Origin of the sequence: Curtobacterium sp. MCBA15_007 (assembly GCF_001864905.1) — a bacterium.
Classification (GTDB): domain Bacteria; phylum Actinomycetota; class Actinomycetes; order Actinomycetales; family Microbacteriaceae; genus Curtobacterium; species Curtobacterium poinsettiae.
This window is the reverse complement of the sequence record NZ_MJGM01000009.1, coordinates 17,119-40,202: the sequence shown is the minus strand read 5'-3', so window position 1 is coordinate 40,202 and position 23,084 is coordinate 17,119. Positions and strand designations below refer to the sequence as shown.

Below are 23,084 nucleotides of genomic sequence, written 5' to 3'. Positions count from 1 at the left end.
AGCTACTTCTTCTTGGACTTCTTGCCGTCGTCCTTCTTGGATTGCTTCTTGCTGTCGTCCTTCTTGGACTGCTTCTTCTTGCCGTCGTCCTTCTTCGACTGCTTCTTCTTGCCGTCGTCCTTCTTCGACTGCTTCTTCTTGTCGCCGTCCTTCTTCGACTGCTTCTTCTTGCCGTCGTCCTGCTTCGACTTCGCCTTGCTCGCACCCGTCGGCAGCGGCAGGACGGCCGACACGGCCTCTCGCTCCGCCTGCGAGGCGTCGGCGTCGCCGGGCGCAGCCTCGGTCTCCGGCGACTCCACCCCGTCGATCGGCGCGACGACCACGGCGGAGCCGGTGTCCAGCTCGACGTCGACAGCGTGCTCCTCGAGCACCGGCGCCAGGGCATCGGCGACCCGTTCGACCGTGAGCACCGCGTCCGCCTCGGCGAGTCGGAGCAGCGCCTGTGCGGTCCGCACGCGGGTCGTGGACCGGCGCGCGAGGACGTCGGACCGTGCCCCCTCGAGGAACGTCCGCAGGGCGCGTTCCACGACGGAGCGGCCGCGCGGGGCAGCGCGGTCGAGCCGGTCGAGTTCCCCGGCGACCCCGGAGACGTCGTCGGCGACGTGCTCGTGCCGGACCGACTCGATGAGCGCGGCGATGGCGGCGGCGGCACGTTCCACCCCGGCGGAGCGCTGGTCGAGCACGACGAGCATCTCGACCACCGACCCGTACGTGACGGTCTCGAGCCGCACCGGTTCGGCACCGCGGCCGCGGACGACCAGTCGGGTGTCGGGGTTCGGCAGCCAGGCGGCGAGGGCGGCGACCGTGGCGACGGAGCCCACGATCCGCTCGTACTCGCTGAGCACCACTCGTTCTTGCTCCCGCAGACGGACACGGATCGCGATCTCCTGCACCACGTGCTGACCTCTCGTTCGGGTTCGACGCGAGCGTGTTCTGCGCGCCTGCTCCGCAGCGTAGTCCTCGGACGTGGCGGAACAGGAAACGCCCCGGCACTGTCCAGGGGACGGTGCCGGGGCGTTCAGGTGGCTCAGCGTGACAGCGGTTCGTCGTTCGGCGAATGGTGGAGATGGGGGGAATCGAACCCCCGTCCATCGCTGCAATTCGACGTCTTCTACGGGCGTATCCGGATAGTTCGTTCTGCTCGGCCCCGTCCTTTGCTACCGGCTTCTAGGACGACGAGCCCAGTCTCAGTGCAAGTCCCGCACGGCCCTGAGGCGCAACCGTGCAGCAAGTCCTCTGGATGACGTCGGGATCAGGTTAGGGGACGGTCACCTGGCCGACGGACTTCATGTGCTGGGCTGCTTACGCAGCGAGAGCGAAGTCAGTGCGCTTGGAATTGGCACTTGTTGGTTTCCACGGATCGTTAACGAGATAACCGTGGGTCCTCGGCCCGCTTCCCGTCGGCACACAGGCAATGTCGAAACCGATCATCCCCATGCGGGCCGGACGTGCGAACCGCTGTCACGCTGTTGAGTTGCCAATGCCCCGATCGGAGCAGTCCCTCATTCTAGCCGAGGACGTGCGTCGGCGCTACTCGCCGACACGGTTCCGCGTGCGCATGGCCCGCTCGGCCTCACGCTTGTCGGTCTTCTCGCGCAGGGCCTGGCGCTTGTCGAACTCGCGCTTGCCCTTCGCGACGGCGATCTCGATCTTGGCCCGACCGTCGTGGAAGTAGATCTGCAACGGCACCAGGGTGTAGCCACCCTGCGCCGTCTTGTGCGAGATCTTCACGATCTGCTGCTTGTGCAGGAGCAGCTTGCGCTTCCGTCGGGGCGAGTGGTTGTTCCACGTGCCCTCGGTGTACTCCGGGATGTGCACGGCGTCGATCCAGGCTTCGCCACCGTCGATGAAGGCGTACCCGTCGACGAGTGACGCACGCCCCATGCGCAGGGACTTCACCTCGGTGCCGGACAGGACCATGCCTGCTTCGTACGTGTCCTCGATGAGGTAGTCGTGTCGGGCGCGACGGTTCGTCGCGACGATCTTCTCACCGCGTTCCTTCGCCATGACGACTCCTCTCGATGGTGACCGGTGCACTGCGCCGGACGGTTCCGCGCAGCCCTACAGACTACTCAACACGAAGCGGGCGGCGCACCTTCCCGGCGCGCCGCCCGCTGGCGGATGCTGCGCTGCGTCAGACCTTCAGGTACCGACGGATGGCGATCGATGCCGATGCCGCTGCGAGGAGCACCCCGATCACGATCACCGCGGGGACCACGATGGCCGCGTCCCCCATGCCGATGAACGCCGTGCCGGTGAAGCGCTCCGCCAGGAAGTTCCGGACGAAGAACCACACCACGGCGGTGATCGCGCCGCCGGCCAGGACGGCTCCGATGGCTGCGGCGATCACCCCCTCGAGCACGAACGGTGTCTGGATGAACCGGTTCGACGCACCCACGAGTCGCATGATGCCGAGCTCTCGCCGTCGACTGAACGCCGACAACCGGATCGTCGTCGCGATCAGCAGCACGGCCGCCACGAGCATGAGCCCCGCGATGCCGATCGCCGTGTACGACGATGCGTTGAGCAGGTTGAAGATCGGTTGCAGGTACCCGCGTTGGTCGACGACGCTCTGCACGCCGGCGACCTTCGACAGGCTCTCGACCAGGACATCGGCCTGCGACGGGTTCTTCAGGTTGACCCAGAAGGTCTCGTTCAGGTACTCCGGCTTGACGAACTCCGTCGCGGCCGAGTCCTTGAACTGCTCCTTGAACCGGGTGAAGGCCTGGTCCTGGTTCTCGTAGTAGGTCTTCTCGATGTAGGGCTTGAGCGTCGACGACTCGAGTTGCGCCTGGACCTGTTCGCGCTGGTCCGCGGTGGCCTTCGCGCCGGTGCAGTTGCCCGTGGTGTCGGTGTCGGTGCACAGGTAGACGGCGACCTGCGCCCGGTCGTACCAGTACCCCTTCATCTGGTTGATCTGCATCTGCAGCAGGATCGCGGTACCGACGAAGGTCAGTGAGATGAAGGTCACGAGGACGACGGAGACGACCATCGACGCGTTGCGCCGCAGGCCCGAGCCGACCTCGGACATGACGAGTCCGAGCCTCATCGGATGAGCCCCGGGATCGTCTGCATGCCGGTGGTGTTGGACACGGTGCCTCGCTGGATCGGGACCGCCTGGGTCTGGTAGCCGCCGGACTGCTCGTCACGCAGGACGGTGCCGTTCGAGAGCTCGATGACCCGCCGCTGCATCTGGTTCACGATGCTGGCGTCGTGCGTCGCCATCAGCACGGTGGTGCCTCCCTGGTTGATGCGTTCGAGGAGCGCCATGATGCCGGCGGACGTGGTGGGGTCCAGGTTTCCGGTGGGCTCGTCGGCCAGCAGGATCGCCGGCTTGTTCACGACGGCGCGGGCGATGGCCACACGCTGCTGCTCACCACCGGAGAGTTCGTGCGGCATGCGGGTGGCCTTGCCGGCGAGTCCGACGAGCTTCAGCACGTCGGTCACGGCTTCACTGATGAAGCCCTTGCTCTTGCCGATGACCTGCAGCGAGAACGCCACGTTGTCGAACACGTTCTTGTTCGGCAGCAGACGGAAGTCCTGGAACACCACGCCGAGGTTGCGTCGGAAGTACGGGACCTTCCGCGACGCCAGGGACCCGAGGCGCTGCCCGAGCACGTGGATCTGCCCGCTGGTGGGCTTCTCCTCCTTGAGCACGAGGCGCAGGAAGCTGGACTTGCCGGAACCGGACGCGCCCACGAGGAACACGAACTCACCCTTGAGGATCTCGAGGGTGAGGTTGTCGAGCGCCGGACTCGGGTTGCCCGAGTAGACCTTGGTGACCTGGTCGAATTTGATCATGACCGGATCAGGGTAGGTCGCCCCGCTTGGAAAGCAAGCGAGGCGCGCGGCTCACGGACCCCTAGTCGGCGACGGATTGCTTGCGCCAGCGGATGCCGGCGTTGATGAAGCCGTCCAGATCGCCGTCGAACACGGCTGAGGGGTTGTTCACCTCGTGCTCCGTCCGGAGGTCCTTGACCATCTGGTACGGCGCCAGGACGTACGAGCGGATCTGGTCGCCCCAGCTCGCCGTGATGTTGCCGGCGAGCTCCTTCTTCTTCGCGTTCTCCTCTTCCTTCTTCAGCAGGAGCAGGCGCGACTGCAGCACGCGCATGGCGGCTGCGCGGTTCTGGATCTGTGACTTCTCGTTCTGCATCGAGACCACGGTGCCGGTCGGGATGTGCGTCAGCCGCACCGCCGAGTCGGTCGTGTTGACGGACTGTCCGCCGGGGCCCGACGAGCGGAACACGTCGACACGGATGTCGTTCTCGGGGATGTCGATGACGGCGGTCTCCGGCATGAGCGGGATGACCTCGACCGCGGCGAAGGACGTCTGGCGCTTGCCGGCGGCGCCGAACGGCGACATCCGGACCAGGCGGTGGGTGCCGGCCTCGACCGACAGCGTGCCGAACGCGTGCGGGGCGTCGATCTCGAACGTCGCGGACTTGATGCCCGCTTCTTCGGCGTAGGAGGTGTCCATCACGGTGGTCTTGAAGTTGTGCTGCTCGGCGTACCGGAGGTACATGCGGAGGAGCATCTCGGCGAAGTCCGCCGCGTCGACACCACCGGCGCCGGCACGGATCGTGATGACGGCCGGACGGTCGTCGTACTCGCCGTCGAGGAGCGTCTGCACCTCGAAGTCGCCGATCATCTTCTGGATCGCCTTGAGCTCGGCGAGGGCTTCGTCGGCCGACTCCTGGTCGTCGCCCTCGTTCGCCATCTCGACCAGCACCTCGAGGTCGTCGATGCGCTGCTCGGTGTCGGTGATCTTCTTCAGCTCCGACTGCCGGTGCGAGAGCGAGCTCGTCACCTGCTGCGCGTGGTCGACGTCGTCCCAGAGGTCCTGGGCCCCGGCCTGCTCGCTGAGGTCGGCGATCTCACGCTGCAGGCGGTCGACGTCGACCACCGAGCGGATGTTGCCGAAGGTCTCGCGAAGGGCGGAGAGCTGCTCGGTGAAGTCCAGTTCGACCATGGTCATCGATCCTACCGGCGCGAGTCCGACTCGGCCGACCGGGGGTCAGTAGTCGATGTGCTCCGTCCGTCCCGACGACAGGGCACGAGTGGCCGCCTCGGCGATGGCCTGGGCCCTGAGCCCGTCCTCCAGGGAGACCGGCGGCTCGGATCCGGACTCGAGCGACGCGACGAAGGCGGCGAGCGTCGCGGCGTAGGTGGCCTGCACACGCTCGAACCAGCCGTCGTGGAGTCCGTCCGCGACGATCTGCCCATCGGTGTAACGAGCGACGTTCCCGCGGTGGTTCCGCCGTGACTCGACGAGCCCGGACGACCCCATGACCTCGATGCGCTCGTCGTACCCGTAGCCGGTGCGTCGGACGCTGTCGATCTGCACGAGCGCGCCGGAGGGCATCGTGAGGGTCGTGACCGACGTGTCCACGTCGCCGAACTCCCGGATGGCCGGGTCGACGAGCGCGGAACCCGCCACCGCGACCGTCACCGGGTCCTCGCCGGTGATCCACCGCACGAGGTCGAAGAAGTGCACGGTCTGGTCGCGGAGCTGTCCGCCCGAGACCCGCAGGTAGTCGAGCGGCGGCAGGGACGGACCGCGGGAACTGAGCTGGACGAGCTCGACCGCCCCGATCTCCCCCGCGGCGACGATGCGCTGCAGCTCGGCGTGGTCGCGGTCCCACCGCCGGTTGAAGTCGAGCATCGCCGGCACGCCGCTGGCACGCACGTGCTCCACCACCGCGACCGCGTCGGCGAACCCGGCAGCGATGGGTTTCTCGCAGAGCACGGCGATCCCGGTGTCTGCGGCAGCGTGCAGGTGCTGCGCGTGGGTGTCGGTGGAGGAAGCGACGAAGACCGCGTCGACCTGCGCCGCGTCGAACGCCTCGTCCTGGGTGAGCACCCGCGTGCCGTGCCGTGCCGCCAGCGATGCAGCGCGGTCACGGTCGACGTCGTGGATCCCCACGAAGTCGACGTCGGGGTGCGCTGCGAGGGACGCGGCGTGCACGGCGCCGATGAAGCCGGCACCGACGAGTGCGAAGCGTTGCGTCATGATCAGCCCACCAGGATCGCGGTCAGGTCGTGCATCGTGCGTGCGACGACGGCGGGATCCTGTTCGTTCGCCCGGTCGGAGAACATCTCGGTGACCCACCATCCGTCGTACCCGGTGGCCTTGATCGCGTCGACCCACTGCTGCAGCGGGATCGCACCGCCACCGATGACGACGTTCCGGTGGACGGCTTGGTCGGGAACCGTCCGGTCGCGGTCCAGGTCGAACCCGTCCGACAGGTGGACGGCCTTGATGACCGACGCGGGCAGCGCTCGGACCTCGGCCAGCGTGTCCCCGGTCGTCCAGAAGTGCCAGGTGTCGAGTGCGATGCCGACGTTGTCGCGCCCGGCCTCCTCGATGATGTCCAGCGCGTGCCGGCATCGGTTGAGGTGCGCCCACGCGAGGGGCTCCAGGTAGACCTCGAGTCCGTGGTCCGCGGCGATGTCCGCCGCCAGACGGACGTTCGCTCCGGTGATGCGGACCGCTGCGTCCTCGTCGAGCCCCAGCGTCGCCCGGTACCGGGTGTCGTCGTCGGCCAGGCGGCCCGCGCGGTGGTCACGGACGACCGCGGAATCGACCGGCCCGGTGCACAGCTGCACGATGGGCGCCCCGACGGCGGTCGCCACACCGCACATGCGCTCGACCTCCGCCACGAAGTCGTCGCGACCGGCACCCTGACGCTCGATGTCGAGCACCGCACCGAGCCCCGTCACTTCGAGCCCCTCGAGCAGCGGCGGCAGCGTCCGGATGTCGTAGCCGGCGTCGAGGTACCGGTAGAGCTTCGGGCTCTGCAGCTCGATCCCGCCGTACCCGGCTTCCCTCGCCAGTCGGATGTCCTGGACGACGTTGCCGTGGAACGTCGTCGTGACGTTCATGGAGATCTTCGGGGGCATCTGCGCTCGCTTCGTTGGACAGCACTGGAATGAACTGGACCGGTCCAGAATAGGACTAGCCTGCATCCATGTCGAGACCGCACCACGCCCCGACCATCCGGGACGTCGCCGAGCACGCCGGGGTCTCGAAGTCGCTGGTCTCGCTCGCGCTCCGCGGCGACCCAGGGGTCAGTGACGCTCGTCGCGCGGCCGTCGAACGAGCAGTCGCCGAACTCGGCTACCGACCGAACCGCGCAGCCAGGAGCCTCGGTGAGCAGCGGACGGGCACCGTCGGCGTGCTGCTGAACGACCTGCGGAACCCCTGGTTCGTCGACCTGCTCGCCGGCCTGACCGCCACACTCGACACCGTCGGGCTGGCACCCATCCTGGTCGACTCGGCGACCACCCGGCGTGTGGGCGGCTCCCCCGTGGACATGCTCCTGCGACAACAGGTCGACGGGATCGTCGTGGTCGGCACCACCGAGGACGACGCCGCGCTCCGACGGGCCGCCCAGGAGATCCCGGTGGTCCTCGCCGGGACCTACGAGCCGGACGACCTGCACACCGACGTGGTCGTGAACGACGACCACGCCGGCGCGTCGATCGCGACCGAGCACCTCCTCGCACTCGGGCACACGCGGATCGGTCACCTCGTCGGCCCCGGGCGCGTCGGGGAGCTCCGCGAGCAGGGTTTCCGCACGACGATGACCCGCCACGGTGCCGACGCCGTCGTGGTACCGGCCGGCATGAGCGAGGAGAGCGGGTACGCGGCGGCCCGACGAGTCCTGGCCATGGCTGACCGTCCGACCGCGCTCGTCGCCTACAACGACCTCGTCGCCATCGGCGCGTTGTCCGCGGCCGACGACCTGGGCCTGGCCGTCCCGGACGACGTGTCGCTCGTCGGCTACGACGACACGTACCTCGGCAGCATCCGGCACATCTCGCTGACCACGGTCGACAACGGGACCTTCGCGATCGGGGCCCAGGCCGCACGCTGGCTCGGGGAACGCGTGCACGGCCGAACGCCGGAGCCGCGCGTGCACCGAGTGCCGGTGTCACTGGTGGTGCGGCGCACGACGAGCAGTCCGAGACCGACGGCCGACGACCGCTGACGACGGACGCGCCGACCGTGCGGTGCCCCAGCGCGCCCGCCTGTCCGGCGCGCTGGGAAACGGCCGACCGGGAGGCCCGACGCAGGTCCGTCACACCCGTCACGGTGACGTCGACCGGGGGCCTGCCACCCGCGTCCGCCCGCGGCGCGACACGCCGGCGGACGCCGCTGTGTCAGGATCGCGTCGCTGGCGACACTCCTGAGGTGAGAGGGGGCAACCGTGGATGACGGCGCCAACGCCGACGCAGCACTGAGGCGTCGACTCGCGAACGGCGAACGTGCGGCGTTGGCTGACGCGTTCGATCGGTACGCGGCCGCCCTGACCCGCTTCGCATGGGCCCTGGCCTCCAGCAGCGAGGACGCCGAACGGATCGTGCAGGACACCTTCCTCACGCTCTGGCAGCACGGCGGAACGCTCCGCCTGGCGACCGACGCCCTGCTGCCCTGGCTGCTCGTCGCGTGCCGCGACCACGCGCGCCGCCCCGGCACGGGTGACGGCGACACCGCAGGCACCGACGCGGACGATGCCCGCGTCGGACTGCGCTGGGTCCGCGACGAGATCGATGCGCTGGCACCCGTCGACCGCCGCCTCTGCGAAGCCTGCCTCGTCGACGGACGCTCCTACGCGGACGCCGCCGAGGCCCTCGGCCTCACCGTCGACGCTGCTCCCCGCGGTGCAGCCCGATCCCGTGCCCGACTGCAGCAGGCGGTGATGCACGATGAACACTGAGCCTCCCTCCGGCGACGACCTGCAGCGCATGCTCGTCGCGATGAAGCGCACCGTGCTCACCCGCGCGACCGAACAGCGCCCTGCGCCGCGCCGACGTGGTCGCCGCGCCGCGATCGTCATCGGTGTCGTCGCCCTGCTCGGCCTCGGGATCACCGGTGGCGGCGTCGCACTCGGCGTGATCCCGCAGCCGTTCTCCGCCGACCCCGCCCCCGTCTCCACGCCGGGGCCCAGCGAACCGGCCACGACCAGCACCCCGGAGTCCGCTCCGGTCCAGGAGACCCCGGAGCCCACAGCCCCACCGACACGATCCACTGCCCCGACCCCGAGCAAGGGCCCCTTCGCGCTCGACGCCCCGTCCTCGTGGACCATCTCGGGCGACGAGGTCGGTCCGATCGCGCTCGGCGGCGCCACGGAGGCGGAGAGCGACGACCTCGCCCAGGCGTACCGTCTGGTGCCCGCGACGCCGAGCACGTGCACGGCTCCGGGAACGTGGGCGCGCGACGGCAGCCCGACGCTGCGGATCATGGAGGAGGACGACCGCGTGACCGGGGTCCTGATCGGCGCCGAGGGTGACTCTGCCCGGACGACGACGGCGGGGCCGACGACCGCCGCGGGGATCGGTGTGGGGTCGAGCTCCGATGCACTCCGGGCCGCGTACCCGTCACTCACGGAACGGATCTCGACACCGGACGGATCCTGGTCGCGGTGGGACGTCCAGCTGCCCGGCGGCCTCGTCTCGTTCCAACTCGGCGAGGGCGGGGCGAACGTCGAATCGGTGTGGGTCAGCGCCGAGCAGAACCTGCCCACCGCGGTCTGCGACCTCTGAGCGTCGAGGCACCCGGACCGGACCGGCCGGTCATCCACTGAGCGCGGAGACACGACTGAACAGGTCTTGTACATGTACGCTCACGGCATGCCGATCACCTCGAAGCGACGTCTCGTCGCCGACGCGCTCCGCGACGAGATCGCGACGGGGCGGTACCGAGCCGGCGAGCGCCTGCCCGGCGAGCACGACCTGGCCGTGCGCTTCGCCGTCAGTCGTGGCACCGTCCGAGCTGCCCTCGCCGACCTCGCAGACGACGAGTACATCGCCACCCGGGGTGGGATCGGCTCGGTCGTCACGTTCGACGGCGCCTCCCTCGACCCCCGCGGCGGCTGGGCACGGTCCATCGCCGCTTCCGGGACCGAGGTGTCGACCCGCACCCTGCGCATCGAGCGGTTCGAGGACACAGCGCTCCAGACCGAGGTCGATGCCGCCAGCGCGACGTTCGTCGCGGTCGACCGGCTCCGTGTCGTCGTCGGTGGCAGTCCGGTGTCCCTGGAGCGCAGCGTCGTGCCGCACCTGGGGCGCCTGGCGTCCGCGACCACCGACGGACTCGTCGACGGCTCCCTGACGGCCACGATCGCCGAGACCGGTCTGGTGCCGGCGAGCGCCGAGCAGTGGATCGACGTCGTGCCGCTCGACATCGACGACGCGGCCTTGCTCGACCGCACCGCGGGCACGCCGTTCCTGCGCAGCCGACGCATCGCACGCACGGCCGAAGGCGCGTTCGTCGAGCGTGTCGACAGCCTCCTCGACCCCGACCGCTTCCGACTGCACATGCGCTTCGGGACCACGTCACGACCCCACGACAGGACACCGTGAACCAGCACCGCCTCCGAGACCACGCCCTCGCTGCCCTGACGGGCCTGGCGATCGGCGACGCCCTCGGCATGCCGACCCAGTCGATGTCCCGCGCGCAGATCCTCGCCGACCACGGGGCCATCGCCGGGTTCGCCGACGCCGGACCGCACCAGCGCATCGCCACCGGCATGCCGGCTGGCACGATCACCGACGACACCGAACAGGCCCTGATGCTCGCCGAGCTGCTGCTCGAGGGCAACGGACGACTGGACCCGGTCCGCTTCGCCGAGGCGCTCATCGCCTGGGAGCGCGGGATGGAGGCGAAGGGCTCGCTCGACCTGCTCGGCCCGAGCACGAAGACCGCGGTGCAGCGGATCCTCGACGGCGTCCCCGCGTCCGAGGCGGGCTCGACCGGCACGACGAACGGGGCCGCGATGCGGATCACACCGGTCGGCGTCGCCGTGCCCTCGAACGACCTGGTCCGCTTGGTCGACGCCGTCCAGGACGCCAGCCGCGTCACGCACGACACCGGGCTCGGCATCGCCGGAGCGAGCGCGATCGCCGGGGCCGTGAGCGCCGGCATCGACGGGGCGACCCGGTCCGGAGCGCTCGACGCCGCGGTCGCCGCCGCCACGATCGGCGCGGAGCGCGGCCACTGGGTCGCCGGTGCGGAGATCGCTGCGAGGACGACGTGGGCGCGTGAGCACCTGCCGACCGTGCCCGCGTCCGCGCAGATCGACACGATCACGCGGCTCATCGGCACGAGCGTGGCCAGCCAGGAGTCCGTCGTCGCCGCACTCGCCCTCGTCGCCCTCGACCTCGACCCGTGGCAGACCCTCTGCGCAGCGGCTGCACTCGGCGGCGACACCGACACGATCGCCGCGATGGCCGGTGCGGTGCTCGGCGCCGTCCACGGGCCGGATGCCTGGCCCGCCGATGCCGTCGCCACCGTGACCACGGTCAACGACCTCCGGCTCGACCGGGTCGTCGACGGACTCCTCACCCTCCGCGCGGGCAGCTGACCCGCCTCCCCCTCCCCCCACGCTGTGGCGTCGCCTGGACAGGCCGACGCACGGTTTCGCGCACCACCCTTCCGACGACGTAAGAGGAACCGAACCATGTCCCACACGCCCACCACGCTCAGCAGCGGCACGCTGACGACGATCGAGCAGCGGGGCATCGAGCCCGTGCCCCACGACGAACGGACCGGTACGCCCGGCGCGCTGTTCTGGGTCTGGTTCGCCGCGAACATCTCCATCCTCGGTCTTCCGCTCGGTGCGACCCTGGTCGCGTTCCAGGGCCTGACCATCTGGCAGGCGTTGCTCGTCGCGGTGATCGGCGCCGCAGGGTCCTTCGCGGTCGTCGGCGTGATCTCCGTCGCCGGCCGCCGCGGCGGTGCTCCGGGTCTGACCCTCAGCCGAGCGGTGTTCGGCGTCCGCGGGAACATCGGGCCGACGTTCGTGTCGCTGCTGTCGCGGCTCGGCTGGGAGACGGTGAACACCACGACGGCGGCGTTCGTGCTCCTGTCGCTGTTCACGATCCTGTTCGGGACGGGCGGTGACGCGAAGGCGAACCCGGTGTTGACGATCGTCGCGATCCTGGTGTTCGTCGTCGCCACGGTGCTGGTCTCCGGCCTCGGGCACGCGTTCATCGTCGCCGTCCAGAAGTGGGCGACGTGGGTGTTCGGTGCGCTCAACGTGTTCGTCGCGGTCTTCCTCGTGCTGCGCGTCGACTGGGACGTCGTCGGGTCCCAGCCCGCGGGCCCCGTCGCCGCGATGGTCATCGGCATCGGCACGATCGCAGCCGGTACCGGCATCGGTTGGGCCACGGCCGGAGCGGACATCGCCCGCTACACCCGCACCTCGTCGAAGGCCGGCGCGCTCATCGCGTCGAGTGCCGCCGGTGCGGGCATCCCGCTCGTCGTCCTGGTCGGCCTCGGCGCGCTCGTCTCCGCCGGAGACCCGACGCTGGCGCAGGCCGGTGACCCGGTCGCTGCGATCCGCGACCTGCTGCCGAGCTGGATGGCGATCCCGTACCTCATCGCGGCGTTCGGTGGCCTGCTGCTGTCGAACCACCTGTCCGTGTACTCGGCGAGCCTCACCACGCTGACCCTCGGCATCAAGGTCCCGCGCGTGTGGGCGGTCGCGGTCGACGTGGTCGTCACCACACTCGGCGCGATGTACTTCATGCTCGTCGCCGACGGTTTCTACGCCCCGTTCATCACGTTCATCTCCGTCCTCGCCGTCCCGATCACCGCGTGGCTCGGCGTCTTCACCGCCGACATGGTCCGGCGGCGCTGGTACGACCCGGCGGCGCTCCTCGACCTGCGCGCTGGCGGCCGGTACTGGTACCGCGGTGGTGTCGCCTGGGGTGCCCTTGCCGCCTGGATCGTCGCGATCGTGATCGGCTTCCTGTTCACCGAGGTGCAGGTCGGTGACGCGGACCCCGTCTTCGTCGGTGCGTTCTCCGCGACCTGGATCGGCGCGAACGGACTCGGCTGGGTGATCACGTTCATCGTCGCTGCCGCGGTCTACCTGCTGACCGGCGGAGCACGCGGCCGGCTCACCGAGCACGAGCCGGCCACCACCACGGACGCCGGGGCGCGCGCCTGATGCCCCGCCTCGTCTCGGTCGGCAACGTCATCGTCGACATCGTCATGCGCGTCGACGCGATCCCGGATCCGGGCGGCGACGTCATCGCCTCCGCGTCGGAGATCACCGCGGGCGGCGGCCTGAACACGATGGTCGCCGCTGTCCGGGACGGACTCGACGTCGCGTTCGGGGGGCAGTACGGCAGCGGGCCGTTCGGCGACGTGGTGCGTCGCGCGCTCGCCACGTCCGGCGTGGACGTCCTGCAGCCCGGTCTCGACGACGTCGACAGCGGGTACTGCGTCGCACTCGTGGACGCCTCGACGGAGCGGACCTTCGTCACGAGCGTCGGCGCAGAGGGGCAGCTCGGCCGCGCCGACCTCGACCGGATCGCCCTCGTCGCCGACGACACCGTGTTCGTGTCCGGCTACGGCCTCGCGCACGCCGTCAACGGGCGAGCGATCGCCGACTGGCTCGGGGGTGTCCCCGACTCAGTCCGCGTCGTCCTGGACCCGTCGCCGCTGGTCGACACGCTGCCCCCGGCGGTGCTCGGCCCCGTCATGGCGCGTGCGGACGTGGTCAGCGCCAACGGACGGGAGGCGCGACTCATGGCTCCCACGTCCGCGGGACTCCCCGAGGCGGTCACCACGATCGCCGCGGCCGCCCGCGGGACCGCCCTGGTGCGCGACGGCGCAGCCGGCTGCTGGGTCGTCGAGCCCGGCGCCTCCCCCGTGCTGGTCCCCGGCTTCCGGGTCGTCGCGGTGGACTCCAACGGTGCGGGAGACGCCCACGGCGGAGTGCTCGTCGCTGCGCTGTCCCGTGGTGCGTCGCTCGTCGAGGCCGTCCGCCGGGCGAACGCCGCGGCGGCCCTCGCGGTCACCAGGAACGGTCCGGCGACAGCGCCGACCGCAGCCGAGACGGACGCGCTCCTCGCCCGGCTGGTGTGACGCGTCGACACGGGTTCCCGGGGGCGGCCGTGCGCTCGATCGGCTACCCGGGACGCCGGTGCGACCGGGAGACGGCGTACCGCCGGAGCCGCACTCCCTCACGCCGTTCGATCGACGACAGGACCGCGTCGTAGTGCTCCAGGACTCGGATGGACCCGGCGTTGTCATCGCGGCAGAGCGCGATCACGGGGTCGATCCCGACTCGCGAGGCGTGGGCGAGCACCTGGCCCAGCGCCCACGTCGCCACGCCGCGGCCCCGTGCTGACGGGCGGATCCCGTACCCGACGTGGCCGAACCGGTGCACGCCGGCGGTGTCTCCCGGAGCCCGGAGTGCGATCCCGCCCAGGACACGGCCGTCCTCGACGATCCACCAGAGCGCGCCGGGCCTGGCGTGCACTCGGCCGACCCAGGTGCGGAACCCGTCCTCGTCACTGACGTCGTCGTGCGCCGTGATCCCGAACCCGTCCTCGTGCAGACCCGGCCCCCACTCGGCATGCGCTTCAGCCCACGCCTCGTACAACGCCGTCTGCGGTCGCACCAACTCGAGCATGTCCAAGTATCACAACGATGCGGGTCGGTCGCGAGGCCCTCGTGGAGATCGCGTCGAGGACGGTCCTGTCGGATTACCATCGGGCCGTGGCTGGAACAGGTCTGCTCGCAGTGAGCATCGCGGTCTTGCTGGGCACCGTCGCGATCGTCCTGTGGCGCGTGCGGAACCCGGCCTGGGTGCGTGACGCTCGGCTCGCCCAGAACGCCAGTCCCGTGTCCAGTCTGCTCATGCTCGCCTTCGGTGCAGTCGTGACGACGCTCGTCCTCGTCCTCGGGGTCTTCTGGGTCGGGACCGGGCACGGCGTCGTCGGGTGGGCGATGGTCGGTCTTGCAGCGACCGGGCTCTCGCACGTCTGGGTCGGTGTGTGGATCCGACGGCAGCCGCTCCCGCAGCCGCGCGCGACCCGCACCCGCCGTGACCCGTAGAGTCGCGAGGCTCTCGACGTCAGGACGAGAACGATGTCCAGCACCGCAACCGTGCCCCGTGGCGTCCAGCCCGACGGAAGAGGCCCTACCGCCCGAGCAGCGGCTCCCGCGACGCCATCCCCGCGGCACCGGCCCGCGCGACCGCATCCGGCAGCGCAGCCAGGAACGCGTCGACGTCGGCGTCGGTCGTCGTGTGCCCGAGTGTGATCCGGAGCGCACCGCGGGCGTCCTGCTCCGACAGCCCCATCGCGAGCAGCACGTGCGACGCCTCGGGCACCCCGGCCTGGCACGCCGATCCGGTCGACACCGCGACCCCGGCGGCGTCGAGCAGGAACAGGAGCGAATCGCCCTCGCACCCGGGGAACGTGAAGTGCGCGTTGCCCGGCAGCCGGTCGGTGGGGTCCCCCATCAGCACGGCTGACGGCACGGCCGCACGCACCCCGGCGACCAGGCGGTCCCGCAGGGCGGCGAGCGCCGGGTGCGGCATCGGCTCGGCGACCACGGCGCCGGCCGCCACGCCGAAGGCCGCAGCCGCAGGGGCGTCCTGCGTGCCGCTCCGCACCTGCCGCTGCTGCCCACCACCGTGGATGAGGGGTTCGACGGTCGCCTTCCGTCCGAGCACGAGCGCACCGATGCCGACGGGCCCGCCGATCTTGTGGGCGGAGACGCTGAGGGCGTCGAGGCCGGACGCCGCGAACGACACGGGCACCTGGCCGTAGGCGGCGACCGCGTCGCTGTGCACGGGCACGCCGGCGGCGTGCGCGAGTTCGACGATCCGTGACACGGGCTGGATGGTGCCCACCTCGTTGTTCGCCCACAGGAACGTGACCAGGGCGACGTCCGAGGCGTCGGCGAGCCGCGCCTCCAGTCCGGCGAGGTCGACGCGACCCTGCGCGTCCAACGGGACCACGTCGACGACGGCCCCATCGTGCGTCTCCAACCAGGTCAGGGTGTCGACGGTGGCGTGGTGCTCGCCGCCCGGGACGATGATGCGGGGCCGCTGGCGGTCACGCTGGCGAGCCCAGAACAGGCCCTTCACGGCGAGGTTGATGCTCTCGGTGCCGCCGGAGGTGAACACGACCTCGACCGGGTCCGCGTCGAGCGAGCGGGCGACGGCGGCGCGGCCGTCCTCGAGCAGCATCTTCGCGCGCTGACCGGCGCTGTGGATGGACGACGGGTTGCCGACGGTGCCCAGGGCATCGGTGAAGGCGGCGAGCGCCTCCGGCAGGATCGGCGTCGTCGCGGCGTGGTCGAGGTAGACCGACACATGCACCCCCTGGATCGAGCAGTGTCCAGGATACGCGCCGGTCCTCGTACCCTTGTCGCGTGCACGAGACAGCGATCGACCTGACGCCGGGGTTCTCCCTGGGCGGGACCGTCCCCCGGTTCACCCTGCGGTCCGCGACGGCGACGGGCGTCGTCCTGGTCGTGACGAGCGCGGGAAGCGCCGACGGCGCGGACGGGACCGACCGCTCCGACGGCTCCGAGGGCCGGCCGACCCGACACCCGCTCGAGCGCGTGCCGGACACGGACGTGTGGACCGGCGAGGTCCCCGGGGTCGTGCCCGGCGACCGGTACCACCTGCTCGTCGACGGCCCGGTCGGCCCGCGGCACGAGTTCGACCCGACGCGTCCGCTGCTCGACCCGTACGCGCGGGGCATCCTGCCGACGGGGAACGACGAAGCAGCCGGCCCGCGCTGGACCAGCGTCGTCGTCGACGACGCCTTCGACTGGGGCGGCGTCGTGAAGCCGCAGGTCCCGCTCGACCGCGCCGTCGTCTACGAGGCGAACGTCCGCACCCTGACGGCCGCGAACCCGCACCTGCCGGAACACCTGCGCGGCACGTACGCCGGGGTCGCACACGAGAGCACGATCGCGCACCTGCACCGCATCGGCGTCACCACGCTCGAGCTGCTGCCCGTGCAGGCCTTCGACACCGAGCGGTGGCTCCGCGACGCCGGCAGGCAGAACGCCTGGGGCTACAACACGCTCGGGTTCTTCGCCCCGCACGCCGCGCACGCCTCGGCGCCGGCGCAGCAGGAAGGCGCCGACGCCGTCCTGCGCGAGTTCAAGGGCATGGTCCGGCTGCTGCACGAGGCCGGCATCCAGGTCGTCCTGGACGTCGTCTACAACCACACCGCGGAAGAGGGCCTGGGTGGCCCGACGACGAGCCTGCGCGGCATCGACGGTGCGAACCAGTACCGCTGGGCGCACTCCGCCTCGCCGTACCGGGACGGCTACTACGACACCACCGGGTGCGGGAACACGCTCGACACCTCGGTCGAGGCGACCGCGGACCTCATCGTCGACAGCCTGGTGTACTGGGCGCGCGAGGTGCAGGTCGACGGCTTCCGCTTCGACCTGATGGCCGCCCTGGCCCGCGACGGCGAGCACCGGTTCGACCCGTCGCACCCGCTGCTCGAACGCATCCGGAACCACCCCGACCTGCAGGACACCCTGGTGGTCGCCGAGCCGTGGGACGTCGGCCCCGACGGCTGGAAGACCGGGGCGTTCGGTGCGGCCGGGGACCGCACGAGCGAGTGGAACGACGGCTTCCGGAACACGGTCAGGCAGTTCTGGCTCACCGACATCGCCGAGGAGCGCCGCACCGGCCTGCCGCAGACCGGGATCGGCCGGCTGGCTGAAGCGTTGTCGGGGTCGAGGAGTGTCTTCGGCGCCGACCGCGGCCCGCTGGCGAGCGTGAACTTCGTCACCGCACACGACGGCTTCACCCTGCTCGACCTGGTGTCGTACGACGGCAAGCACAACGAGGCCAACGGCGAGGACAACCGCGACGGGTCGAACGACAACCGCTCGTTCAACCACGGCATCGAGGGCGACACCGCCGACCGGGGGGTCCGCGCCGCGCGTGGCCGGTCGATGCGCAACCTGGTGGCGACGCTCATGCTGTCCGCCGGGGTGCCGATGCTCACCGCCGGCGACGAGCGGAGCCGCACCCAGCACGGCAACAACAACGCCTACGTGGTGTCCGACGATCTGACCCCGGTCGACTGGTCCGACGACGAGGACGCCGAGACGATGACCGAGGCCGTCGCCGCGCTGGCCCGGTTCCGGCAGGCGCACCCGTCACTCCGGCCCACCCGCTTCGGCGTCGAGGGCCAGGAGACACCGGGGGCCTCGCGGATGTCCTGGTACGGACCGGACGGGCAGCCGATGACGATCGAGGGGTGGGACCAGCCGGTGCACCGCGCCCTGCAGTACTTCGTCGAGTCGACACCGGAGCACGAGCCCTTCGACCGCGTCCTGGTGGTCGTGCACGGCAGCGGCCGTACCCGCGACCTGACCCTGCCGGTGCGCGAGGACGTCCTCGGGTACCGCCTGGCCTGGTCGAGCGAGAAGCACCGAGACCACGAGCGCCTCCGTCCCGCCGGGCAGGTCTTCACCGCCTACGGCCCCGGCATCCACCTGTTCGAGGTGGCGTAGCGCGAGCAGGCGGGTGCGGCCGGGCACAGCGACCGACAGGCGGACGCAAGGCTCGTGGCGGCCCCGCCACGGGCCTTGCGTCCGGTCCTCCACAGGGTCCACGGCGCGCCCGGCCCCTCCACAGTGGGCGGAATCCGGGGAACGCGGAGCCGCCCGCCGGGTAGCGTCGCTTCCGTGGCCACCGCAGACCGACCCCGACGCCCGAAGATCGGGCGCATCCCGATCACCGAGCTCGCCCCGAGGACGCCGAACGGCTTCCCCGGCAAGGCATTCGACGGCGAGGTGATCACGTTCGGTGCGACCGTCTTCCGAGAAGGACACGGCATCATCGGCGCCGACCTCGTCCTCGAACGCCCAGACGGTGGAACACGCACCGTCCCCATGACCCTCGGTGCCCCCGGCACCGACCGCTACGACGCCACGGTGCAGGTCGACCACGTCGGCGTCTGGACCTGGCACGTCGAGTCGTACTCCGACGACTGGGCGAGCTGGCTGCACGGCGCACGCCTGAAGATCGCAGCCGGCGTCGACACCGAGGCGACGCTGCTCGACGGCGCCGTGCTGCTCGACCGGCTGGCCGACGAGACCGGCTCCCCCGCCGCCACACGCGCCGCCGCACGGGTCCGCGACACCGACCTCGACCCGGCGGAACGCCTGGCCGCCGTCGACGACCCGCGCATCGTCGCCGAGGTCGAGGAAGCCCCCCTCACCTCGCTCCGCACGCACTCCGCCACCCAGCTGCTCGACGTCGAACGCACCCGCGCCGGCGTCGGCGCCTGGTACGAGTTCTTCCCCCGCTCCGAAGGCGCGAAGAAGAACCCCGAAGGCTCCTGGAAGAGCGGTGACTTCCGCACCGCGGCCCGCCGCCTGCCCGCCGTCGCCCGGATGGGCTTCGACGTCATCTACCTGCCGCCGATCCACCCCATCGGCACCACCGCCCGCAAGGGGCCGAACAACACGCTCACGCCCGGGCCGAACGACCCCGGCAGCCCCTGGGCGATCGGCTCCCCCGAAGGCGGGCACGACGCGATCCACCCCGACCTCGGCACCGAGGACGACTTCCGCGACTTCGTCGAGACGGCGAAGAACACCGGCATGGAAGTCGCGCTCGACTTCGCGCTCCAGTGCTCCCCCGACCACCCCTGGGTCACCCAGCACCCGGAGTGGTTCACGCAGCGCGCCGACGGCTCCATCGCGACCGCCGAGAACCCACCGAAGCGCTACCAGGACATCTACCCGATCCAGTTCGACACCGACCCCGAGGGCCTGGTCACCGAGGTCGAGCGCGTCCTGCGCCACTGGATCGCCTTCGGCATCCGCATCTTCCGCGTCGACAACCCGCACACCAAGCCGCTGTGGTTCTGGGAACGGGTCATCCGTGAGATCCGCGACGAGCACCCCGACACCGTGTTCCTGGCCGAGGCGTTCACCCGCCCGGCGATGATGCGCGCGCTCGCCGAAGCCGGGTTCCAGCAGTCGTACTCGTACTTCACCTGGCGCAACACCAAGGACGAGATCGAGGACTACTTCACCGAGCTCTCGCACGAGACGAGCGACTACCTGCGCCCGAACCTCTTCGTGAACACCCCCGACATCCTCACCGAGTACCTGCAGTTCGGCGGCCGAGCCGGCTACAAGGTGCGTGCGGCGCTCGCCGCCACCGGTGCGCCGACGTGGGGCATGTACGCCGGGTACGAGCTGTTCGAGGACGTCGCACGACCGGGCTCCGAAGAGAACATCGACAACGAGAAGTACGAGTACAAGCCGCGCGACTTCGCACTGGCCGAGGCCGAGGGCGCGTCCCTCGCCCCGTACGTCACGATGCTCAACCGGTTCCGGGCGGCGCACCCCGCGCTGCGACAGCTGCGGAACCTGCACGTGCACGCCGCTGACGACCCGGCGATCGTCGTCTACTCGAAGCACCTGTCGGGTGACTTCATCCGGTCGGGTCGGCCCGACACGGTGATCGTCGTCGCCAACGTCGACCCGCACTCCGCCCGTGAGACCACCGTGCACCTGGACCTCGCCGCACTCGGTCTGCCGACCGAGGGCCTGTTCGACGTCCGTGACGTCGTGACCGGTCAGCGCTGGACCTGGGGCGCGTCGAACTACGTCCGCCTGGACGCGTTCCAGGAGCCCGTGCACCTGCTCGTCGTGGAAGGACCCCACCGATGACCCCCGAACCGACCGACCCCACGAAGCGCGGACCGGCCGTGCCGCCGGTACCGCCTCCGCCGCCGGCCGTGCCGCGCTACGAGCCGAAGGTGTCCGCTCCCGCCGAGGACCTGCCCGGTGCCCCTCCGGCCGAGCGCGAGGCGCCCGACCGCGGCGTGGCGGAGTCCGCGACGCTCGCCGGACACCCCGCCGACCCGACGCACCCGCGGCAGCCGTCCGTGGCGGCAGCCTCGTCGTCGGACGACCCGCAGGCCCCGACCGGAGGCTCGGCACCGGTCGTCCGTCCGGCGTCCGTCGACGCCCCGGTCGCCCCCGGCGCCGCTGCCGCCTCCCCGGCTCCGGCCGATGCCCCGGCCCCGGCCGTCGGCACTGCCGGTGCCGCCACGGACCCGCGCCCGGCACCGATCGAGGACTGGCTGCGCCTGCAGGTGGCCGAGGGCCGGTGGTCCCAGCCGCACGACGTGCTCGGCCCGCACCCCGTCGACGGCGGCACGAGCGTCCGCGTCGTCCGCCACCTGGCTCGCGCGGTGCGACTCGTCCGCCCCGACGGCGACGACATCGAGCTCACGCACGAGGGCGACGGGCTCTGGGCCGGCGCCACGGCCGACACCCTCGGTCGGTACCGCGTCGAGTCGGAGTACGACTACGACGCGTCAACGGACGAGGACGACGCCACCTGGACCACCGACGACGCGTACCGGTTCGCCCCGACGCTCGGCGAGCTCGACCTGCACCTGTTCGGCGAAGGCCGCGACGAGCAGCTCTGGCAGCACCTCGGTGCACACGGCCGCACGGTCGACGGGGTCGACGGGGTCGCATTCGCCGTCTGGGCACCGCGCGCCACCGCCGTGCGTGTCATCGGGGACTTCGAGGGCTGGGAAGGCCGCACCACCGCGATGCGCCGTCTGAGCGACCTCGGTGTCTGGGAACTCTTCTGGCCCGGTGCCGTCGTCGGCCAGCGCTACAAGTTCCAGATCCTCACCGACTCCGGCTGGGTGGAGCGGGCCGACCCGTTCGCCCGCGAAGCCGAGATCGCGCCGGCGACGGCCTCCGTCATCACCGAGTCCACGTACACGTGGTCCGAGGGCGACGCCGCGTGGATGGAGCGCCGTGCGCAGACCACCACGCACGACGCCCCCATGAGCGTCTACGAGGTGCACCTCGGCTCGTGGCGCCCCGGCCTGTCGTACCGCGAGGTCGCCGACCAGCTCATCGGGCACATGGAGTACACCGGCTTCACGCACGTGGAGTTCCTGCCGCTCTCCGAGCACCCGTTCGGTGGCTCGTGGGGCTACCAGGTCACCGGGTACTACGCCCCGACCGCACGCTTCGGTTCGCCGGACGACCTGCGATACCTGATCGACCGCCTGCACTCGGCGGGCATCGGCGTGATCATGGACTGGGTTCCCGGGCACTTCCCGAAGGACGAGTGGGCGCTCGGCCGCTTCGACGGCTACGCGCTGTTCGAGCACCCCGACCCCCGCCGCGGTGAGCAGCTCGACTGGGGCACCTACGTCTTCGACTTCGGGCAGCCGCAGGTCCGCAACTTCCTGGTCGCGAACGCGCTGTACTGGCTCGAGGAGTTCCACATCGACGGTCTGCGCGTCGACGCGGTGGCGTCGATGCTGTACCTCGACTACTCCCGCACCGACTGGCTGCCGAACATCCACGGTGGGCGCGAGAACCTCGACGCGATCGCCTTCCTGCAGGAGACGAACGCGACGGCGTACAAGCGGTACCCCGGCATCGTGATGATCGCGGAGGAGAGCACCTCGTGGCCGGGGGTGACCCAGCCGACGAGCGCCGGTGGGCTCGGCTTCGGGCAGAAGTGGAACATGGGCTGGATGCACGACTCGCTCGAGTACGTGCAGCGCGACCCGGCGTACCGCAGCTACCACCACGACGAGATCACGTTCTCGTTCGTCTACGCGTTCAGCGAGCAGTTCACCCTGCCGATCAGCCACGACGAGGTCGTGCACGGCAAGGGCTCCCTGTACGGCAAGATGCCCGGCGACGAGTGGCAGAAGCTCGCGAACGTGCGCGCCTACCTGGCGTTCATGTGGGCGCACCCCGGCAAGCAGCTGCTCTTCATGGGCCAGGAGTTCGCGCAGCCCGCGGAGTGGTCCGAGGCGAAGGGCCTCGACTGGTGGCTCCTCGACCAGCCCGGCCACCGCGGCGTGCAGGACCTCGTCGCCGAACTCAACCGCGTCTACAAGGACTCCCCGGCGCTCTGGACCCACGACTCGACGGCCGACGGCTTCGAGTGGCTCGAGGGCGGCGACGCACCGCACTCGACCCTCGGGTTCCTGCGGAAGGACGGCGACGACCGCGTCGCGGTGTTCGTCAACTTCTCCGGCGTCCCGGTGGAGCGTCGCTTCGGGCTGCCGACCGCGGGCGAGTGGCACGAGGTGCTCAACACCGACGCGTCCGAGTACGGCGGCTCCGGAGTCGGCAACCTCGGCGTCGTCACCGCCGAGGACACCCCGTGGGCGGGCCGCCCGGCCTCAGCGCACGTCGTGGTCCCGCCGCTCGGCGCCGTCTGGCTGAAGCTGGCCCGGTAACCCGGCCCGCGTCCAGGACGCAACCGAACGACGGACGGGAGGCCCGG

General features: G+C 70.9%; 20 protein-coding genes and 1 other RNA gene. 11 read left to right on the top strand and 10 right to left on the bottom strand.

The window, feature by feature from the left end; all coding sequences use genetic code 11:
- Positions 1–2: 2 nt before the first annotated feature.
- From BIU95_RS05950 to BIU95_RS05915, 8 genes are all read right to left on the bottom strand, one after another.
- Positions 3–896: a hypothetical protein gene (locus BIU95_RS05950; protein ID WP_071250917.1), complete on the bottom strand. Its 894-nt coding sequence runs from the start codon at positions 894–896 to the stop codon at positions 3–5.
- A gap of 162 nt (positions 897–1,058) precedes the next feature.
- Positions 1,059–1,435, bottom strand: a transfer-messenger RNA (tmRNA) gene (ssrA, locus tag BIU95_RS05945).
- Between the two features lie 95 nt (positions 1,436–1,530).
- Positions 1,531–2,007 (bottom strand): SsrA-binding protein SmpB, encoded by a 477-nt coding sequence (gene smpB, locus BIU95_RS05940; RefSeq protein WP_017888213.1) that lies wholly within the window; start codon positions 2,005–2,007, stop codon positions 1,531–1,533.
- A gap of 127 nt (positions 2,008–2,134) precedes the next feature.
- Positions 2,135–3,049: a permease-like cell division protein FtsX gene (ftsX, locus tag BIU95_RS05935; RefSeq protein ID WP_017888214.1), complete on the bottom strand. Its 915-nt coding sequence runs from the start codon at positions 3,047–3,049 to the stop codon at positions 2,135–2,137.
- Entirely contained in the window at positions 3,046–3,801 is a 756-nt protein-coding gene (gene ftsE / locus BIU95_RS05930; RefSeq protein ID WP_071250915.1) for a cell division ATP-binding protein FtsE, read from the bottom strand. Before ftsE ends, ftsX begins: the two co-directional genes overlap by 4 nt.
- Before the next feature lie 61 nt (positions 3,802–3,862).
- On the bottom strand, positions 3,863–4,972 hold the full coding sequence (gene prfB / locus BIU95_RS05925) for a peptide chain release factor 2 (protein ID WP_017888216.1): 1,110 nt from the start codon (positions 4,970–4,972) through the stop codon (positions 3,863–3,865).
- A 45-nt stretch (positions 4,973–5,017) separates the two neighbouring features.
- On the bottom strand, positions 5,018–6,013 hold the full coding sequence (locus BIU95_RS05920) for a Gfo/Idh/MocA family oxidoreductase (RefSeq protein WP_071250913.1): 996 nt from the start codon (positions 6,011–6,013) through the stop codon (positions 5,018–5,020).
- A 2-nt stretch (positions 6,014–6,015) separates the two neighbouring features.
- Complete coding sequence (locus BIU95_RS05915) at positions 6,016–6,903, bottom strand: sugar phosphate isomerase/epimerase (protein WP_056068922.1); 888 nt, start codon at positions 6,901–6,903, stop codon at positions 6,016–6,018.
- Positions 6,904–6,971: 68 nt separating this feature from the next.
- On the opposite strand from BIU95_RS05915, the gene BIU95_RS05910 reads away from it, so the two are divergent.
- The 7 genes from BIU95_RS05910 to BIU95_RS05880 all read left to right on the top strand — a co-directional run bounded on the left by BIU95_RS05910 (position 6,972) and on the right by BIU95_RS05880 (position 13,882).
- On the top strand, positions 6,972–7,994 hold the full coding sequence (locus tag BIU95_RS05910; RefSeq protein ID WP_071250911.1) for a LacI family DNA-binding transcriptional regulator: 1,023 nt from the start codon (positions 6,972–6,974) through the stop codon (positions 7,992–7,994).
- A 285-nt stretch (positions 7,995–8,279) separates the two neighbouring features.
- A complete protein-coding gene (locus tag BIU95_RS05905) occupies positions 8,280–8,723 on the top strand; it encodes an RNA polymerase sigma factor (protein WP_231564090.1) in 444 nt (147 codons plus the stop codon).
- Positions 8,713–9,549 carry a hypothetical protein gene (locus tag BIU95_RS05900; RefSeq protein WP_139179676.1) on the top strand — a complete coding sequence of 279 codons (837 nt, stop codon included), beginning with the start codon at positions 8,713–8,715 and terminating at the stop codon, positions 9,547–9,549. The genes BIU95_RS05905 and BIU95_RS05900 overlap by 11 nt, the downstream gene beginning before the upstream one ends.
- A gap of 87 nt (positions 9,550–9,636) precedes the next feature.
- Positions 9,637–10,368, top strand: a complete 732-nt coding sequence (locus BIU95_RS05895) for a GntR family transcriptional regulator (RefSeq protein WP_017888222.1) — start codon at positions 9,637–9,639, stop codon at positions 10,366–10,368.
- Positions 10,365–11,369, top strand: coding sequence for an ADP-ribosylglycohydrolase family protein (locus BIU95_RS05890; RefSeq protein WP_071250907.1), 1,005 nt, complete (start codon positions 10,365–10,367; stop codon positions 11,367–11,369). The genes BIU95_RS05895 and BIU95_RS05890 overlap by 4 nt, the downstream gene beginning before the upstream one ends.
- A 96-nt stretch (positions 11,370–11,465) precedes the next feature.
- Positions 11,466–12,959 carry a cytosine permease gene (locus BIU95_RS05885; RefSeq protein WP_056068933.1) on the top strand — a complete coding sequence of 498 codons (1,494 nt, stop codon included), beginning with the start codon at positions 11,466–11,468 and terminating at the stop codon, positions 12,957–12,959.
- Entirely contained in the window at positions 12,959–13,882 is a 924-nt protein-coding gene (locus tag BIU95_RS05880; RefSeq protein WP_071250905.1) for a PfkB family carbohydrate kinase, read from the top strand. The genes BIU95_RS05885 and BIU95_RS05880 overlap by 1 nt, the downstream gene beginning before the upstream one ends.
- Before the next feature lie 43 nt (positions 13,883–13,925).
- Here BIU95_RS05880 and BIU95_RS05875 read toward each other — a convergent pair whose 3' ends face one another.
- Positions 13,926–14,420: a GNAT family N-acetyltransferase gene (locus tag BIU95_RS05875; RefSeq protein WP_201300461.1), complete on the bottom strand. Its 495-nt coding sequence runs from the start codon at positions 14,418–14,420 to the stop codon at positions 13,926–13,928.
- A 98-nt stretch (positions 14,421–14,518) separates the two neighbouring features.
- On the opposite strand from BIU95_RS05875, the gene BIU95_RS05870 reads away from it, so the two are divergent.
- A complete protein-coding gene (locus tag BIU95_RS05870) occupies positions 14,519–14,857 on the top strand; it encodes a hypothetical protein (protein ID WP_139179675.1) in 339 nt (112 codons plus the stop codon).
- Positions 14,858–14,942: 85 nt separating this feature from the next.
- On the opposite strand, the gene BIU95_RS05865 is transcribed toward BIU95_RS05870, so the two are convergent.
- Complete coding sequence (locus BIU95_RS05865; protein ID WP_071250903.1) at positions 14,943–16,124, bottom strand: cysteine desulfurase family protein; 1,182 nt, start codon at positions 16,122–16,124, stop codon at positions 14,943–14,945.
- A 59-nt stretch (positions 16,125–16,183) separates the two neighbouring features.
- Between BIU95_RS05865 and BIU95_RS05860 the strand changes: the two genes are divergently transcribed.
- The 3 genes from BIU95_RS05860 to glgB all read left to right on the top strand — a co-directional run bounded on the left by BIU95_RS05860 (position 16,184) and on the right by glgB (position 23,037).
- On the top strand, positions 16,184–18,301 hold the full coding sequence (locus tag BIU95_RS05860; RefSeq protein WP_071250899.1) for a glycogen-debranching protein: 2,118 nt from the start codon (positions 16,184–16,186) through the stop codon (positions 18,299–18,301).
- 174 nt (positions 18,302–18,475) lie between these two features.
- Positions 18,476–20,476 carry an alpha-1,4-glucan--maltose-1-phosphate maltosyltransferase gene (locus BIU95_RS05855; RefSeq protein ID WP_175470727.1) on the top strand — a complete coding sequence of 667 codons (2,001 nt, stop codon included), beginning with the start codon at positions 18,476–18,478 and terminating at the stop codon, positions 20,474–20,476.
- Positions 20,473–23,037 carry a 1,4-alpha-glucan branching protein GlgB gene (gene glgB, locus BIU95_RS05850; protein WP_139179674.1) on the top strand — a complete coding sequence of 855 codons (2,565 nt, stop codon included), beginning with the start codon at positions 20,473–20,475 and terminating at the stop codon, positions 23,035–23,037. The genes BIU95_RS05855 and glgB overlap by 4 nt, the downstream gene beginning before the upstream one ends.
- The last annotated feature ends 47 nt before the right edge of the window (positions 23,038–23,084 follow it).